At 65.4% G+C, this 15,010-nt stretch carries 15 protein-coding genes; 12 read left to right on the top strand and 3 right to left on the bottom strand.

Translation table 11 applies throughout. The features are described from left to right. Positions 1–312, top strand: a 312-nt coding sequence (locus ACILR9_RS17775) for a sensor histidine kinase (protein ID WP_395711281.1), incomplete at its 5' end; no start/stop codon positions are given. Between the two features lie 267 nt (positions 313–579). Here ACILR9_RS17775 and ACILR9_RS17770 read toward each other — a convergent pair. Then, positions 580–1,335: a hypothetical protein gene (locus ACILR9_RS17770; protein WP_395711280.1), complete on the bottom strand. Its 756-nt coding sequence runs from the start codon at positions 1,333–1,335 to the stop codon at positions 580–582. 315 nt (positions 1,336–1,650) lie between these two features. On the opposite strand from ACILR9_RS17770, the gene ACILR9_RS17765 reads away from it, so the two are divergent. The 6 genes from ACILR9_RS17765 to ACILR9_RS17740 all read left to right on the top strand — a co-directional run bounded on the left by ACILR9_RS17765 (position 1,651) and on the right by ACILR9_RS17740 (position 9,127). Beyond that, positions 1,651–3,630 carry an AMP-binding protein gene (locus tag ACILR9_RS17765; RefSeq protein ID WP_395711279.1) on the top strand — a complete coding sequence of 660 codons (1,980 nt, stop codon included), beginning with the start codon at positions 1,651–1,653 and terminating at the stop codon, positions 3,628–3,630. A 109-nt stretch (positions 3,631–3,739) separates the two neighbouring features. Further along, on the top strand, positions 3,740–4,528 hold the full coding sequence (locus tag ACILR9_RS17760; RefSeq protein WP_395711278.1) for an ABC transporter ATP-binding protein: 789 nt from the start codon (positions 3,740–3,742) through the stop codon (positions 4,526–4,528). 160 nt (positions 4,529–4,688) lie between these two features. Next, entirely contained in the window at positions 4,689–5,615 is a 927-nt protein-coding gene (locus ACILR9_RS17755) for a branched-chain amino acid ABC transporter permease (protein ID WP_395711277.1), read from the top strand. Between the two features lie 12 nt (positions 5,616–5,627). Continuing rightward, positions 5,628–6,704 carry a branched-chain amino acid ABC transporter permease gene (locus tag ACILR9_RS17750; protein ID WP_395711276.1) on the top strand — a complete coding sequence of 359 codons (1,077 nt, stop codon included), beginning with the start codon at positions 5,628–5,630 and terminating at the stop codon, positions 6,702–6,704. 79 nt (positions 6,705–6,783) lie between these two features. Then, entirely contained in the window at positions 6,784–8,109 is a 1,326-nt protein-coding gene (locus tag ACILR9_RS17745) for an ABC transporter substrate-binding protein (RefSeq protein WP_395711275.1), read from the top strand. Positions 8,110–8,299: 190 nt separating this feature from the next. Beyond that, on the top strand, positions 8,300–9,127 hold the full coding sequence (locus ACILR9_RS17740; RefSeq protein WP_395711274.1) for an ABC transporter ATP-binding protein: 828 nt from the start codon (positions 8,300–8,302) through the stop codon (positions 9,125–9,127). Between the two features lie 18 nt (positions 9,128–9,145). Here the strand turns inward: ACILR9_RS17740 and ACILR9_RS17735 are convergent, their stop codons facing one another. Next, complete coding sequence (locus tag ACILR9_RS17735) at positions 9,146–9,424, bottom strand: hypothetical protein (RefSeq protein ID WP_395711273.1); 279 nt, start codon at positions 9,422–9,424, stop codon at positions 9,146–9,148. Between the two features lie 22 nt (positions 9,425–9,446). Between ACILR9_RS17735 and ACILR9_RS17730 the strand changes: the two genes are divergently transcribed. The 4 genes from ACILR9_RS17730 (at position 9,447) to ACILR9_RS17715 (ending at position 12,020) form a co-directional block, all read left to right on the top strand. Next, positions 9,447–9,668: a hypothetical protein gene (locus ACILR9_RS17730; RefSeq protein WP_395711272.1), complete on the top strand. Its 222-nt coding sequence runs from the start codon at positions 9,447–9,449 to the stop codon at positions 9,666–9,668. Between the two features lie 106 nt (positions 9,669–9,774). Continuing rightward, positions 9,775–11,010, top strand: coding sequence for a phenylacetate--CoA ligase family protein (locus ACILR9_RS17725; RefSeq protein ID WP_395711271.1), 1,236 nt, complete (start codon positions 9,775–9,777; stop codon positions 11,008–11,010). A 350-nt stretch (positions 11,011–11,360) separates the two neighbouring features. Then, positions 11,361–11,444, top strand: a complete 84-nt coding sequence (locus ACILR9_RS17720) for a hypothetical protein (protein ID WP_395711287.1) — start codon at positions 11,361–11,363, stop codon at positions 11,442–11,444. A gap of 144 nt (positions 11,445–11,588) precedes the next feature. After that, entirely contained in the window at positions 11,589–12,020 is a 432-nt protein-coding gene (locus ACILR9_RS17715) for a nuclear transport factor 2 family protein (RefSeq protein WP_395711270.1), read from the top strand. Positions 12,021–12,933: 913 nt separating this feature from the next. On the opposite strand, the gene ACILR9_RS17710 is transcribed toward ACILR9_RS17715, so the two are convergent. Next, positions 12,934–13,929: a Bug family tripartite tricarboxylate transporter substrate binding protein gene (locus ACILR9_RS17710; protein WP_395711269.1), complete on the bottom strand. Its 996-nt coding sequence runs from the start codon at positions 13,927–13,929 to the stop codon at positions 12,934–12,936. A gap of 169 nt (positions 13,930–14,098) precedes the next feature. Between ACILR9_RS17710 and ACILR9_RS17705 the strand changes: the two genes are divergently transcribed. Then, positions 14,099–14,968 (top strand): protein-L-isoaspartate O-methyltransferase, encoded by an 870-nt coding sequence (locus ACILR9_RS17705; protein WP_395711268.1) that lies wholly within the window; start codon positions 14,099–14,101, stop codon positions 14,966–14,968. The last annotated feature ends 42 nt before the right edge of the window (positions 14,969–15,010 follow it).

Below are 15,010 nucleotides of genomic sequence, written 5' to 3'. Positions count from 1 at the left end.
TTCCGCGCCGTGCGCAATCTGATCGAGAACGCCATCCGCCACACGCCCAACGGCGGCGCCGTCGACGTCGAGGTCTGGACCGACTGCGTGGTGCGCGTCCTCGACGATGGGCCCGGCATACCGGAGAGCGAGCGCGAGTCGATCTTCCGCCGGTTCTGGCGGCGCGATCGGCACGATTCGGGCGGCCGCGGTCTCGGCCTCGCCATCGCGGCGCGCGTCGCCGAGACCCACGGCGGCAGCATCACGGTCGAGAATCGGCGCGGCGGCGGGGCGGCCTTCACCCTGCGACTGCAGCCGGCGGCGATTCCTTGAACCGGAGGCCGGAGGGTGGGAAATGGTGAGCAAGCCCATAGACGGCGGCGGCAGGACGCTGCAGGGCCAATGGACGCGCACATTCGACACCATCCGTGAAGGTCATCTTGTACGCAACTTCCAGTCCGTAGCGGCTTGCGACACCGTACCAAGGCCCCTCGACCACGGTAACCAAGCACGCCAGCCAACTTGTATTAAAGGGGGACCGGGAATGACGAGCATTTTCAGACGCTTAGCCCTATGCCCGTGTGAATGACCCGTTCCAATTCACACGCCGCCTTGCCGCTTATGCCACTCAGTGAAACGCGCCAACGCAGTATCAGGCAACGCGCGCACGCTCACCACGGGATACTTGAGCCGGTCCCGAACTTGCTTCGCTAGTCTGTCTGCCATCAAAGGGTACAGCAGGTCTCCTACGATCAGCGAGAACCCCCCAGCTTGATAGACGGCGTTGATATAGTTCGCTGGCATCATCCGCGCCACGAAGAGAGGCCGCAGTTCGAGGTGTTCGCACATCTGCAACTTCACCCCGAACTCGGTTTGATCGATGTACCCAAGCTGGTTCTTGATCTCGACGCCGTATGCGACGCCATCCCGTTCAATCACTCGATCAAGATCGTGGTTGCTATCACTCCACCACTTCCCACCCCATGACCGCACGTTCCTACTGCGAACACGAAAACCAGTGTACGCGAGGCTCGAGTCGAACAGCAACTCGGCGTGATGCCCAACCGCCCTTGTAAAGGTCGGCTCAGAGAACTCATCAATCAGCTGAATGATCTCCTTAATTTGTCTCCGAGGGTACCGATGTCGACGAGGCCAGTAGAAATGCGCCTCATGCTGCGCGGTCTCCTCCACACTAAACCCAATTTGGCGCTCCTCTCGCAACTCAACCAGTGCCTTGCGTGTGATCCAGTGGAAAAACTCCTTTTCCAGCCACACCTCCAACTGCCTCCCGTAGTAAACCTCCGTGACACCCGAAGGGAAATACAACTCCATCAGACGAGCTTTCGCTTCGTCCACCACTCTATCTCGGGGACGTACCGGGCCTTCCTCGGCCTCCCAATTACCCTCGTCGCTCACACTAGCGAACGTACAAAGTTTCTCTACCAAGAGCTACGAGCTTGGCCCCAACCGGTCCAAGGGGCGAATTGGAAGAGATCACCCTGTGGCAAGGAGGATCGCACCGTAAAAATTCGGGTCTCCCACTTTGGCCAAACTGGAACGATAACCGATCGCCGTCCGGCTTGACCGGCGCAAATTGACTGTGGCTATGTGACCGGGGAAACCGCCGCAGACAATAACAAGCGTGGCGGGCATCAGGGAGTGCAGTCGGGGATGACGACGCCAGCGGCCGGCGGCCGAACCGAGGATCGCGACACCTTTCCGAAGCTGCTCGCCCTGCGCGCCGCGACCGGCCCCGACCGGCCGGCCTATCGCGAGAAGGAATATGGCATCTGGCAGACCTATCGCTGGGCCCAGGTCGCCGATGAGGTCCGCCGGCTGGCGGCAGGCCTCGCCGACCTGGGCTTCCGCCGCGGCGACCGCCTGATCGTGGTCGGCGACAACCGGCCCCGGCTGTACTGGTCGATGTGCGCCGCCCAGGCGCTGGGCGGCGTCCCGGTGCCGGTCTACCAGGATTCGGTGACCGACGAGCTCGCCTATGTCGTCGAGCACGCCGGCGCCCGCGTCGCCATTGCCGAGAACCAGGAGCAGGTCGACAAGCTGCTGGAGATCCGGCGCCGGGTGCCGGTGCTCGAGGTCGTGATCTACGTCGACCCGCGTGGCCTTCGGCACTATGGCGATGTCCTGTCCTACGAGGCGGTGCAGCAGCGCGGCGCCGAGCGCCTTGCCGCTGAACCGGCCCTGGTCGATGCCGAGGTCGCGCGGGGGCGGGGCGCCGACGACGCCATCATGCTCTATACTTCGGGCACCACCGGACGGCCCAAGGGCGCGGTGCTGAGCTACGACAACCTGGTGTGGGCGGCGCGCGCCGGCGCCGAGTTCGACGGGCTGCGCGAAGGCGACGAGTTGCTGTCCTACCTGCCGATGGCCTGGGTCGGCGATCACCTCTTTTCCTATGCCCAGGGCTACGTCGTCGGGCTGGTCGTCAACTGTCCCGAGTCGGCCGAGACGGTGATGACCGACCTGCGCGAGATCGGGCCGACCTACTATTTCGCGCCGCCGCGCGTGCTCGAGAATCTGATCACCCAGGTCACGATCCGCATGGAGGATGCTGGCGTCGTCAAGCGCCGCCTGTTCCAATATTTCATGACGCTGGCGCGCCGCGTCGGGCCGGCGCTGCTCGACGGGCGGCGCGTCGGCCTGGTCGATCGCCTGCTCTACGGGCTCGGCACCCTGCTGATCTACGGGCCGCTCAAGAACACGCTGGGTATGAGCCGGGTGCGCGTGGCCTACACCGCGGGCGAGGCGGTCGGGCCGGAGATCTTCAACTTCTATCGCGCCCTCGGCGTCAACATGAAGCAGCTCTACGGCCAGACCGAGGCGTCGGTGTTCGTCACCATCCATCCCAACGGCGAGGTCTATTCCGACACGGTCGGCAAGCCGGTCTCCAAGGTCGAGCTGCGCATCGCCGAGTCGGGCGAGGTGCTGTATCGCAGCCCGGGCGTGTTCAAGGAGTACTTCAAGAACCCCGAGGCGACCAACGACACCAAGACGGCGGACGGCTGGGTCCATACCGGCGATGCGGGCTACCTCGACGAGCGCGGCCATCTGCGCATCATCGATCGCGCGCGCGACGTCGGCCGGCTGAACGACGGCACCCTGTTCGCGCCCAAGTTCATCGAGAACAAGCTGAAGTTCTTCCCGCACATCAACGAGGCGGTGGCGTTCGGCCACGGCCGCGATTTCGTCGCGGTGTTCGTCAACATCGACATGATTGCGGTCGGCGACTGGGCGGAGCGGCGCAACATCAGCTATGCGAGCTACCAGGAACTGGCCGGACTCAGGGAGGTCCACGATCTCGTCGAGGGCGAGATCGCCCAGGTCAATCGCGACCTCGCCGCCGATCCGCGCATGGCAGGAGCGCAGATCCGTCGCTTCCTGATCCTGCACAAGGCGCTCGACGCCGACGACGGCGAGCTGACGCGCACCAACAAGGTGCGCCGGGGCTTCATCGGCGAGCGCTACAAGCCGCTGGTCGACGCGCTCTATGACGGCTCGCGCCGCGCCCGCATCAAGGTTGACGTCACCTTCGAGGACGGGCGCAAGGGCATGATCGAAGGCGATATGGAGATCCGCGACCTGGCGCCCCATCCCGGTTCGGGGCCGGCGCTGCCGCTCAGGAAGGCGAGCTGATGGTCAGGCTCACTCTCTTCCGGGCCGAGAGCGTCTCGCTTGCTCATGACTCCGAGCGAGCGAGACCCTTCGACTACGCTCAGGGCAGGCGCCCGCGGTCGGGAAGACCATGAACCGCCAGCGTTCCTTCGACGAGGTGCTGCTGTCGGTCGAGAACATCAGCCTGTCGTTCGGCGGCGTGAAGGCGCTGACCGACATCAGCTTCGACATCCGCAAGGGCGAGATCCGCGCCATCATCGGTCCCAACGGCGCCGGCAAATCGTCGATGCTGAACTGCATCAACGGCTTCTACCACCCGCAGCAAGGGGCGATCACCTACAAGGGCCTGCGGCGCAGCCGGATGCGCCCGCACGAGGCGGCCCGCCAAGGCATCGCACGAACCTTTCAGAACATTGCCCTGTTCCGCGGCATGTCGACCCTCGACAACATCATGACCGGCCGCAACCTGCGCATGAAGACCGGCCTGTTCTGGCAGGCGCTGCGCATCGGCCCGGCCGAGCGCGAGGAAATCGAGCATCGCAAGGTGGTGGAGCAGATCGTCGACTTCCTGGAGATCCAGCACGTCCGCAAGGTGCCGGTCGGCCAGTTGCCCTACGGCCTGCAAAAGCGGGTCGAGCTCGGCCGCGCGCTCGCCGCCCAGCCCGAGCTGCTGCTGCTCGACGAGCCGATGGCTGGCATGAATCTCGAGGAGAAGCAGGACATGTGCCGCTTCATCCTCGACGTCAACGACGAGTTCGGCACTACCATCTGCCTGATCGAGCACGACATGGGCGTGGTCATGGACATTTCCGACCGCGTGGTCGTTCTCGACTACGGCAAGAAGATCGGCGACGGCGTGCCCGACGAGATAAGGCGCAACCAGGTGGTGATCGACGCCTACCTGGGAGTGAGCCATTGAACGGGCGACCGCTCCGATCCTCATGTTCCTCTTCCCCGCCAGGGCGAGAGGGCCAGGTGGAGGGGGTGCAGACGATGGTGCGTCACCCCCTCATCCAGCCTCGCCCCCTGGTGGGGGAGAGGAGAATGAGAATGTGCAGGGCTGCAAACAGCGAGGACCGATGGGTTTCTTCCTCGAAGTTCTGATCGGCGGGCTGCTGGCCGGCGTGCTCTATTCGCTGGTGGCGCTGGGCTTCGTGTTGATCTTCAAGGCGTCGGGCGTGTTCAACTTCGCCCAGGGCGCCATGGTGCTGACGGCGGCGCTGGCGCTGGTGCGCTCGCTCGGCCTTCTGCAGAGCCAGTGGCACTGGCCGTTCGGCCTGGCACTGATCGCCGCCTTGCTGTTCGCCGCCGCGGTCATGGCCGTCATCGCCTGGGCGGCCGAGCGCTGGGTGCTGCGCAAGCTGGTGAACCAGGAGGGCATCATCCTGTTCATGGCGACCATCGGGGTCACCTTCTTCATCGAGGGCCTCGCCCAGACGATCTTCGGCGCCGATGTCTATCCACTCAATATCGGCCTGCCCAAGGAGCCTGTCTTCCTTCTCGAATCGGTGTTCGATGGCGGCGTGCTGGTGAACGAGCTCGACATCTGGGCAGCGGTGATCGCGGGCCTCCTGGTCGCCGGGCTGGCGCTGTTTTTCCAGCGCACCCGCATCGGCCGCGCGCTGCGTGCCGTGGCCGACGACCATGCCGCGGCCCAGTCGGTCGGCATTCCGCTCAATCAAATCTGGTTCATCGTCTGGCTGGTGGCCGGCCTGGTGGCGCTGGCGGCCGGCGCCGTGTGGGGCAGCAAGCTCGGTGTCCAGTTCTCGCTCTCGCTGCTGGCCCTGAAGGCACTTCCGGTACTGATTCTCGGCGGCTTCACCTCGGTGCCGGGCGCCATCATCGGTGGGCTGATCATTGGTGCCGGCGAGAAGCTCGCCGAGGTGTTCCTCGGGCCGTCGATGGGCGGCGGCATCGAGATCTGGTTCGCCTACGTCGTCGCCCTGCTGTTCCTGCTGGTCAGGCCGCAGGGACTGTTCGGCGAGCGCATCATCGAGCGCGTGTAAGGGGAGGCGGGCGTGTTCTATCGCGAGGCCGGCCAGTACAAGGCCAGTTACGAGGCCGACCAGGCGATCTTCCCGATCGCCCAGGATCGCCTCGCCATGCTGGCGCTGCTCGCCATCGCCTTCCTGGTCGTGCCGCTGGTGACGAGCGAGTATGTCTACCGCGCCATCCTGATCCCGGTCGTGATCCTGTCGCTGGCGGCGATCGGGCTGAACATCCTGATGGGCTATTGCGGCCAGGTGTCGCTCGGTTCCGGCGCCTTCATGGCGATCGGCGCCTATGCCGCGTACAACCTCGCGGTCCGCCTGCCGTTCCTCAATCCCTTCGTCTGCATCCTGCTGGGCGGCTTCGTCTCGGCCGCCGTCGGCATCGTGTTCGGCGTGCCCAGCCTGCGCATCAAGGGCTTCTATCTCGCCTGCGCCACGCTGGCGGCACAGTTCTTCGCCGACTGGGCGTTCCTGCGCGTGAAGTGGTTCACCAACTACACGCCCTCCGGCTCGGTCAATGCGCCGCCGCTTGAGCTGTTCGGGTTCGATCTCGGCTCGCCGACCGCCAATTACCTGGTGTCGCTCGCCTTCACGGTGGTGCTGGCGCTCGCCGCCAAGAACCTCGTGCGCGGCCATATCGGCCGGCAATGGATGGCGATCCGCGACATGGACATCGCCGCCGAGATCATCGGTGTGCGGCCGATGTATGCCAAGCTGAGCGCCTTCGCCGTCTCCTCCTTCCTGATCGGTGTCGCCGGCGCCTTGTGGGCCTTCGTCTATCTCGGCTCATGGGAACCGGCCGCGTTCTCGATCGACCGCTCCTTCCAGCTCATGTTCATGATCATCATCGGCGGGCTGGGATCGATCCTGGGCAGCGTCCTGGGGGCGGCCTTCATCGTCGTCCTGCCGATCTTCCTGAACCAGGCGCTGCCGCCGCTGGGGGCGCTGGTCGGCTGGAGAATCAGCACGGCCACGGTCTCCCATTTCGAAGCGATGATCTTCGGCGCTCTGATCGTCTTCTTCCTGGTGGTCGAGCCGCACGGGCTGGCGCGGCTGTGGTCGATCGCCAAGGAGAAGCTCCGGCTGTGGCCCTTCCCGCATTGAGTGCAGCTTCCGCGATTATGTTCTAGGGTTTGCAGAAGGGCGGCCGTGGGACCGGCCCTGTTGTCAGGAGGAGGAAACGATGGGACTTCGCAGAGCGGCTTTGCTGGGTGCTGCGATCGTGTCGGCCGGGTTGGCCGCCGCGACCGGCGCCATGGCGCAGAATGAGCAGTTCATCCCGGGCTTGGTCTACCGGACGGGCGCGTACGCTCCCAACGGCATTCCGTTTGCCGACGGGGTCGCCGACTACATCGCCATGCTCAATGCGCGCGATGGCGGCATCAACGGCGTGAAGATCACCTTCGAGGAGTGCGAGACGGGCTATGCCACCGACCGCGGCGTGGAATGCTACGAGCGCCTGAAGGGCAAGGGCCCGACGGGCGCCGCCTATTTCAGCCCGCTCAGCACCGGCATCACCTTCGCGCTGACCGAGAAGGCGCCGGGCGACAAGGTGCCGCTGATCACCATGGGCTACGGCCGGGCCGACAGCCGCGACGGCGCGGTGTTCGAATGGAATTTCCCGCTGCTCGGCACCTACTGGACGGCGGCCAACGTGGCGATCCAGCACGTCGCCAAGGAGCTCGGCGGCTTCGACAAGCTCAAGGGCAAGAAGATCGCCCTGCTCTATCACGACTCGCCCTACGGCAAGGAACCGATCGCGGCGCTCGAGGCGATGTCGAAGAAGTACGATTTCCAGTTCCTGCCCATTCCGGTCCCGGCGCCGGGCAGTGAGCAGAAGTCGCAGTGGCTGCAGATCCGCCAGCAGCGACCGGACTACGTGCTGTTGTGGGGCTGGGGCGTCATGAATTCGGCCGCCGTCACCGAGGCCGGCAACGTCAACTACCCGCGCGACAAGATGATCGGCGTGTGGTGGTCAGGCGCCGAGCCCGACGTCGTGCCAGCGGGCGAGAAGGGCGCTGGCTACAAGGCGCTGATGCTGCAGCATACGTCGGGCAAGGCGCCCGTCTATGCCGATCTCGAGAAGTACGTGCTCTCGCAGGGCAAGTCGCTCGCCAAGGCGGACGAGATCGGCTCGGTGCTCTACAATCGCGGCCTGATCAACTCGATGCTCGGCACCGAGTCGATCCGTACCGCCATGGCCAAGTTCGGCAACAAGCCGATGACCGGCGAGCAGGTGCGCTGGGGCATCGAGCATCTCGACCTCACCGCCGAGCGCATCAAGCAACTGGGCTTCGAGGGCATGATCGGCCCGATCAAGGTGTCGTGCGCCGACCATGAGGGCACGCGTCTCAGCCGCGTCCACCAGTGGGACGGCAAGCAGTGGAAGGTGATCTCCGACTGGTACACCGCCGACGACGCCATCGTGGCGCCGCTGGTCAAGGAGACCGCCGCCAAATACGCGGCCGAGAAGAAGATCACGCCCCGCGACTGCTCGAAGGAGAGCTGATCGCGAAATCTCGCCTTCCCCGTCTTGCGGGGGAGGTGCCCCGTAGGACGGAGGGGGAAGGCCCCAAGCGAGATTCAAGGATTGCCGACGTCGGAAGGTCGTGAACCTCGCCTGCGGCTCTCCCCCTCCGGCCCTACGGGCCACCTCCCCCGATGACGGGGGAGGATCCAAAGACCCAACGAGCTCACGCATGGCCGAACCGCTACGCCAAGCCGCTGCCAGCAACGTGATCGATGTCGCCAGCATCGAGGTGATCTACAATCACGTCATCCTCGTGCTGAAGGGCGTGTCGCTCGCCCTGCCGGAAGGGTCGATCGTGGCGCTGCTCGGAGCCAACGGTGCCGGCAAGTCGACGACGCTGAAGGCGATCTCGAACCTCCTGCTGGCCGAGCGCGGCGAGGTCACCAAAGGCCAGATCCGCTGCCGCGGCGAGCGTGTTGACGGGCTGACGCCCAATGACCTGGTACGCCGCGGTGTCATCCAGGTCATGGAAGGCCGCCACTGCTTCGGCCATCTCACGGTCGAGGAGAACCTGCTGACCGGCGCCTACATCCATGGCGGCAAGCGGCGGCAGATCGCCGACGACCTCGACAAGGTCTATCACTATTTCCCGCGCCTCAAGGAGCGGCGCTCGAGCCAGGCCGGCTACACGTCAGGCGGCGAGCAGCAGATGACGGCGATCGGCCGCGCCCTGATGAGCCGGCCCAACACCATCCTGCTCGACGAGCCGTCGATGGGCCTGGCGCCGCAGCTCGTCGAGGAGATCTTCGAGATCGTGAAGAACCTGAACGAGCAGGAAAAGGTCTCGATCCTGCTGGCCGAGCAGAATACCAATGTGGCGCTGCGCTACGCCCATTACGGCTACATCCTGGAGAATGGCCGCGTGGTGCTCGACGGCGACGCCGCGGCCTTGCGCGAGAACGAGGACGTGAAGGAATTCTACCTCGGCATCGGCGGCGAAGGCCGCCGCTCGTTCCGCGACGTCAAGCACTACCGGCGGCGCAAGCGCTGGCTCTAGGTGGAATTTCCGAGACCTTCATGAGATGAGGCTGCTCACGATGAGCACGGCCGCCACGGTCGGGTCCGACGCTGTCCGGCTCGCCCAACCGGGAAGGATGCGCCTCGCGTCGGTGATGTAGACAGCGGCACGCGCGGCTTCGACCGGCGAGCCGCTTTCGAGGTCGGTCCCGGCTTCCGTCAGGCGGCCTTGCTTTCCGTCGCCTTCTTGGGGATCGGTAGCGCGAAGCGGAACGCCGCGCCCAGGCGGTTCCAGGCGTTGATGTTGGCGAATGCAGGCACAGATATTGAGGATCATTGCCAACGGCCCTGAAAACTTGGTGCTCGAGCATCTCCGGCACATTCGCGCCGGAATGGACGAGATGCGGGTCGACAGGCGCGACGTGAAGCGTCAACTGACGTCGCTTGAGGTCTCCGTCGCCAACCTCCGGGGTGGAATGGCCAATCTGCACGGTGACCTTGCCGGCCAATCGGGACGGATCGACCGCATCGAGACCAGGTTGGAGCGCAGAGAGCGCCGTCTCGAGCTGAACGACGCCTGAAGCACTTCACCGTCACCGCTCTGCAATGTGAGCTTGGCTTCATGCCGCCTTGGCAAGGGGGCAGGGCGCCGTCTACCGTGCCGGCGAAAGGCCGAGGAAAATATCCATGTCCAAGCACTACGACACGCTGGAGACCCGCACGCCGGCCGAGCGCGAGAAGGCGCTGATGCAGGCGCTGCCGCAGCAGATCGCCCATGCCAAGGCGCATGCGCCGTTCTTCGCTGAATGGCTGAAGAACGTCGATCCGGAAGCGGTGACGTCGCGTGCGGCGCTGGCCAGGCTGCCGGTGCTGCGCAAGGCGGTGCTGGGCGAGGTGCAGAAGAAGGATCCGCCGATGGGCGGGCTGATCGCCGTGCCGATGAGCAAGGTGCGCCACGTCTTCATGTCGCCTGGGCCGATCTTCGAGATCGACACCGACGAGCCCGACTATTTCCGCGGCGCCCGGGCCATGCATGCCGCCGGCTTCCGGCCGGGCGACGTGGTCTACAACACCTTCTCCTATCACCTGACGCCGGCCGGCATCATGATGGAATCGGCGATGCGCGCGCTGGGCTGCGCCGTGGTGCCGGGCGGCGTCGGCAACACCGAGCTGCAGCTCGACGCGATCGCCGCCATCCGGCCGAGCGGCTATGTCGGGACGCCGTCCTTCCTCAAGATCCTGATCGAGAAGGCGGCCGAGCTCGGCAAGGACCTCTCCTCGCTGAAGCACGCCTTCGTCGGCGCCGAGGCGCTGCCGCCGTCGCTGCGCCAGATGTTCATCGACAAGGGCATGACCTGCCTGCAGAGCTACGGCACGGCCGACGTCGGCACCATCGCCTACGAGTCGGAGGCGATCCAGGGCATGACCGTCGACGAGGGCGTGATCGTCGAGATCGTGCGGCCGGGCACCGGCGATCCGGTGCCCGAGGGCGACGTCGGCGAGGTCGTGGTCACGACCTTCAACCGCGCCTACCCGCTGATCCGCTTCGGCACCGGCGACATGTCGGCCGTGCTGGCGGGCCCGAGCCCGTGCGGGCGCACCAACATGCGCATCAAGGGCTGGATGGGCCGCGCCGACCAGCGCACCAAGGTGCGCGGCATGTTCGTCGACCCGGCGCAGATTGCCGAGATCGCCGTCAAGCATCCGGGCCTTGGGCGGCTGCGCCTGGTGATCGACTGGGTCAACCAGGCCGACGTCATGACCCTGAAGGTGGAGGCTGCGGCGCCGTCGCCCGATCTCGAGAAGGCGATGGAGGCCACCATCCGCACCGTCTGCAAGGTCGGCGGCAAGGTCGAGTTCGCCCAGCCGGGCAGCCTGCCCAACGACGGCAAGGTGATCGACGACGTTCGCAAGTATACCTGAGGGCGCGCGGGAAAGATGGCGGCAGTCACCTCGAGCGTCGTTCGCCCGGGCACCGATGGAAAGCAGAATGGACCGGAAGATGCTCACGCGCCGTCATGCACTTGTCGGTCTGAAGCGTAGTTGTCCGCTAGCGTTCATCGGGTGGTCGGGTCGTGCCAATAGCCAAGAGCTGTGGACATTGCATTCAGTCAATGAGGCTGAAAATAGCAGCTCTCAAGGTAAGCCATCGCGCCATGGGCCGCCGTAGACGTGTGAAGATGGCGCGCTTGTCGCCCGTGAGAAATCCTGAGCCAGCTGTCGATGTATGCGGCTGATCAGGCCGCATGGCGTCGACCTGACCGGCGTGACGCATCACGGTCGGCAAGCGTTGCCTGATCGGCGCCAATGCCGGCATCGGAGAAGATCTGGGGCAAGCTCAATCCCGAACTCCATGACACTGCCTGACTGGCGGTCTCCGCGTCCGGCCTATACTGGGGCCCGTCACATCGCAGGGCATCGCTAATAGAAAAGGCTCCGCTCGGATGACGGTGTTTCTTTGCCAAATGTGAATGCCCCGCACCACTCCGGGAGAGCAGACGATGGAAACCAGCGTAAGGACGCTCTTCGAGAGATACGAAAGCGTCTTCAGCCGGTCCCTTGCCGGTGACTTGGACTTGGACGAGGTGGCTGCGCTCTATGCTTCCGAGTTCATAGCCGCCTCGCCTGCCGGGGTGAGGGCCGGAAAGAACGACGATCACCTCAGGCAGGCCATGATCCAGGGCTATGCGCACTATCGGGCGATCGGGACGAAAGGCATGCGGATACGCCATGTCCGCCTTTCCCCCATCGACGACCATCATTGCGTCACCCATGTCGCCTGGACGGTGACCTATGCCCGCAGGGATCAGCCGGATGTGGCGATCGATTTCGATGTTCACTACCTCGTCCAGCAGCTGGATGGAGAGCCGAAGGTCTTCGGTTGGGTCTCAGGCGATGAGCAGGCGCTGTTGCGGGAGCGCGGCATCGTGTGAAGCTGGGGCGGGCGCTTCGCCTGCCGATCGGCGGCGTGCAATCGTTGCACGCTCGCGTGGCTGCAGGGGCGAGCCAATTCGGCCCGCCCGCCTGCCCGGCCAGGCGGCATGGTGATAGTGGGTGCCGTGAAACCGTGCGAACCGACGGACAGGATCACGCCTGCCGGCACCGATGCGAGCTGAGGTGCCGCTCGAGGCCCGTGCAATCAATTGCACGCGCGTGGCCGCAGGTGCGAGCCACTCTGGCTTGCCCGTCTGCCTGCGCGTGCGGTGTCGTGACAAAGCGTGATCGGTTCAAGTGGAAGCCGGTGAGACTTCGAGAAGGATCACGTTCAAATTCTTCTGGACCGCGAGCGCCTGTCCTGAGCCTGCCGAAGGATTCCGCTCGCTCATGCCTCACGACGACCTGCTGCTGTCCAGGGACGCAAAACAGCCGGCCGGACCGCAATCCGCGACCGGTTCCAAGCGTTGCGTCCCCGCCAAGTCCTTGATTCCAAGGAGCCGGACCGCGACGGGACGCACGGGGCGCAAATTTTCACCGATTTCTGGCCGCTGCCCGCAGGACCTGCAGCCACCAGTGAGCACCCAGGACGCAAAGGCCGCCGGCGAACGGACACGGCTGACGCAAGGGTCGGCGTCGACTGTCCGCGGTTGCTCGAGCGCCCGCGCGAGGCGGCGCGTGATCATGCCCGCGCCGATGACCCCCGACCGCAAGACGCCAGGTCCGACCGCAAGAATGGCTGCCGAGCGGTCGTTTGCGGTCGGCCAACTCCTTGATTCAAAAGGACCTGAACGCACCGAACGCACCGAACGCAAAAATGCAGGGTGATTCTTTTCTTCCGGACCGCGAGCGTCTCGCTCGCTGAAGCTCATGAGCGAGCGAGACGCTCGCCGTCCGGAAGACATGATCGGGTCAGTTGACGTCGAGCTTCAGGCCTTCCTTGTCGATGACGCCCTTCCAGAGTGCGATTTGCTGGTCGACGAAACCGGCGAACTGCTCGGGCGTGCCATAGGCCGGGAAGCCCGCCATGGCGGTGAAGCGCTCCCTGGTCTTGGCGTCGTCGAGCCAGGCCTTCATCTGGGCATTGAAGGAGTCGAGGATCGGCCGCGGCGTGGCGGCGGGCAGGAACACGCCGAACCAGGTCGAGACGTTGAACGGCTTGAGTTCCGGCATGGTCTCGCAGATCGGCACCAGGTCGGGGGTCAGGGGATTGCGTTCTGCGGAGGTCAGGCCCAGCGCGCGCAGCTTGCCGGCGCGCACGAACTCGATCGCGCTGGTGAGATTGTCAAAATAGAACTGGGTGACCCCGGCGGTCAGGTCCTGCAGCGCGGGGGCGGCGCCGCGGTAGGGGATGTGCTCGGCCTTGGTCCCGGTGAGCTGCAGGAACCAGGCGCCCGACAGGTGGGGCGACTGGCCGGTGCCGGACGACGCGTAGGAGGCCTTGCCGTTCTGGGCCTTCAGCCAGGCGACGAACTCCGGCACGGTCTTGGCCGGGACCGAGGGATGGACCACCAGCACGTTGGGTGCCGTGAGCACGCCCGACACGCCGACCAGGCTCTGCCGCGTGTAGGGCATGTTGCGGTAGAGGGAATAGGCGATCGACTGTGGCCCGATATTACCCATCAGCGCGGTGAGCCCGTCCGGGGCTGACTTGACCACCTCGGCGGAACCGATGACGCCACCGGCGCCAGACTTGTTGTCGACGACGCAGGTCTGGCCCCAGGCCTGTTGCAGGTGCTGGGCGAGCAGGCGCGCCACGATGTCGGTCGTGCCGCCGGGCGCCGCCGGAACGACGATGCGTACGCCCTGGGCAGGCTTCCAGGCGGAGTCGGCGCGCAGGGCGGCGGGCAGCAGGACGGCGGCGGGCAAGGCCGCAAGGGCGGAGCGGCGGAGAAGTCGACGAGCCATGGCGTTTCCTCGGTGTTTTCCTCGTGCTGGGCGCGATCCCTAGCATGCGCATGCTGGCAAATCCGCCACAATTCCCGTATCAAGTGGGGGTGCGGTGCCCCCGAAATCGCCGGGCTTTTCCGGTGGTTTTGCCCCTCTTGTCCCGGGGTCTGCACCAAGGAGGAATATCTTGAAGAGGCGTACCTTCGTCTCCGGCAGCGCGGCGCTGGCGGCCGCCGGTTTTGTGGCCCCGGCGTCGGCGGCGACCATCAAGCCCTACAGCTGGGATCTCAACCCGCCGACCGATACGCGCGACAATTTCATCGCCTGGGGCAAGGCCCGCGGCGAGGATCCGGTGTTCCTCGGCCAGCGCTGGGACCGCTTCCAGGCGCTGGTGAAGAACAAGGATCTGTGGGGGCAGGCGACCATCCGCGCCTTCCTGCTGACACCGCGCGAGGAGTTCTCGGCGATCAACCCGGCGATCCACAAGCGTGCCTACGAGCATGCTTTCCTCGACATCGGCTATGGCGTGACCATGTCCGGCCCGCACATCCAGGGCCGCATGACCAACGTCATCGACGTCAAGCGCGGCGAGAAGGTGCTCGAGATCGGCACCGGCTCGGGCGTGCAGTCGGCCTACATCGCCAACCTGACCGAGAACGCCTACACGATCGAGATCATCGCGCCCCTGGCGGCGCGCACGCGCGGTCTCTACGACAAGCTGATCGAGAAGGGCTACACCGAGTTCAAGCACATCAAGACCAAGGCGGCCGACGGCTACTACGGTTGGGAAGAGGCCGGCCCGTTCGACAAGATCATCGTGACCTGCGGCATCGATCACGTGCCGCCGCCGCTCTTGCAGCAGCTCAAGGCCGGCGGCCTGATGGTCATCCCGGTCGGCCCGCCGGGCGCCCAGCGCGTGCTCAAGGTCACCAAGACCCAGGGCGCCGACGGCTCGATCACGACCACCCGCGAGGACATCTACGGCGGCAAGATCGTGCCGTTCGTGCCGTTCACCAAGCTCGAAGGCGAAAAGATCGTCGGCACGCACAACCGCTGACGACGCCATCCGGGGGCCGCGCGCGATGTACGCGCGGCCACC

Origin of the sequence: Reyranella sp. (assembly GCF_044224635.1) — a bacterium.
Taxonomy (GTDB): Bacteria; Pseudomonadota; Alphaproteobacteria; order Reyranellales; family Reyranellaceae; genus Reyranella.
The sequence above is the reverse complement of the archived record's forward strand: the minus strand, read 5'-3'. Positions and strand labels throughout refer to the sequence as shown.

Coding starts and splice junctions, on each gene's coding strand:
- ACILR9_RS17735 (WP_395711273.1), bottom strand. CDS start 9,424: ATGATCCTCAATATCTGTGCCTGCATTCGCCAACATCAACGCCTGGAA.
- ACILR9_RS17740 (WP_395711274.1), top strand. CDS start 8,300: ATGGCCGAACCGCTACGCCAAGCCGCTGCCAGCAACGTGATCGATGTC.
- ACILR9_RS17760 (WP_395711278.1), top strand. CDS start 3,740: ATGAACCGCCAGCGTTCCTTCGACGAGGTGCTGCTGTCGGTCGAGAAC.
- ACILR9_RS17755 (WP_395711277.1), top strand. CDS start 4,689: ATGGGTTTCTTCCTCGAAGTTCTGATCGGCGGGCTGCTGGCCGGCGTG.
- ACILR9_RS17715 (WP_395711270.1), top strand. CDS start 11,589: ATGGAAACCAGCGTAAGGACGCTCTTCGAGAGATACGAAAGCGTCTTC.
- ACILR9_RS17745 (WP_395711275.1), top strand. CDS start 6,784: ATGGGACTTCGCAGAGCGGCTTTGCTGGGTGCTGCGATCGTGTCGGCC.
- ACILR9_RS17725 (WP_395711271.1), top strand. CDS start 9,775: ATGTCCAAGCACTACGACACGCTGGAGACCCGCACGCCGGCCGAGCGC.
- ACILR9_RS17765 (WP_395711279.1), top strand. CDS start 1,651: ATGACGACGCCAGCGGCCGGCGGCCGAACCGAGGATCGCGACACCTTT.
- ACILR9_RS17710 (WP_395711269.1), bottom strand. CDS start 13,929: ATGGCTCGTCGACTTCTCCGCCGCTCCGCCCTTGCGGCCTTGCCCGCC.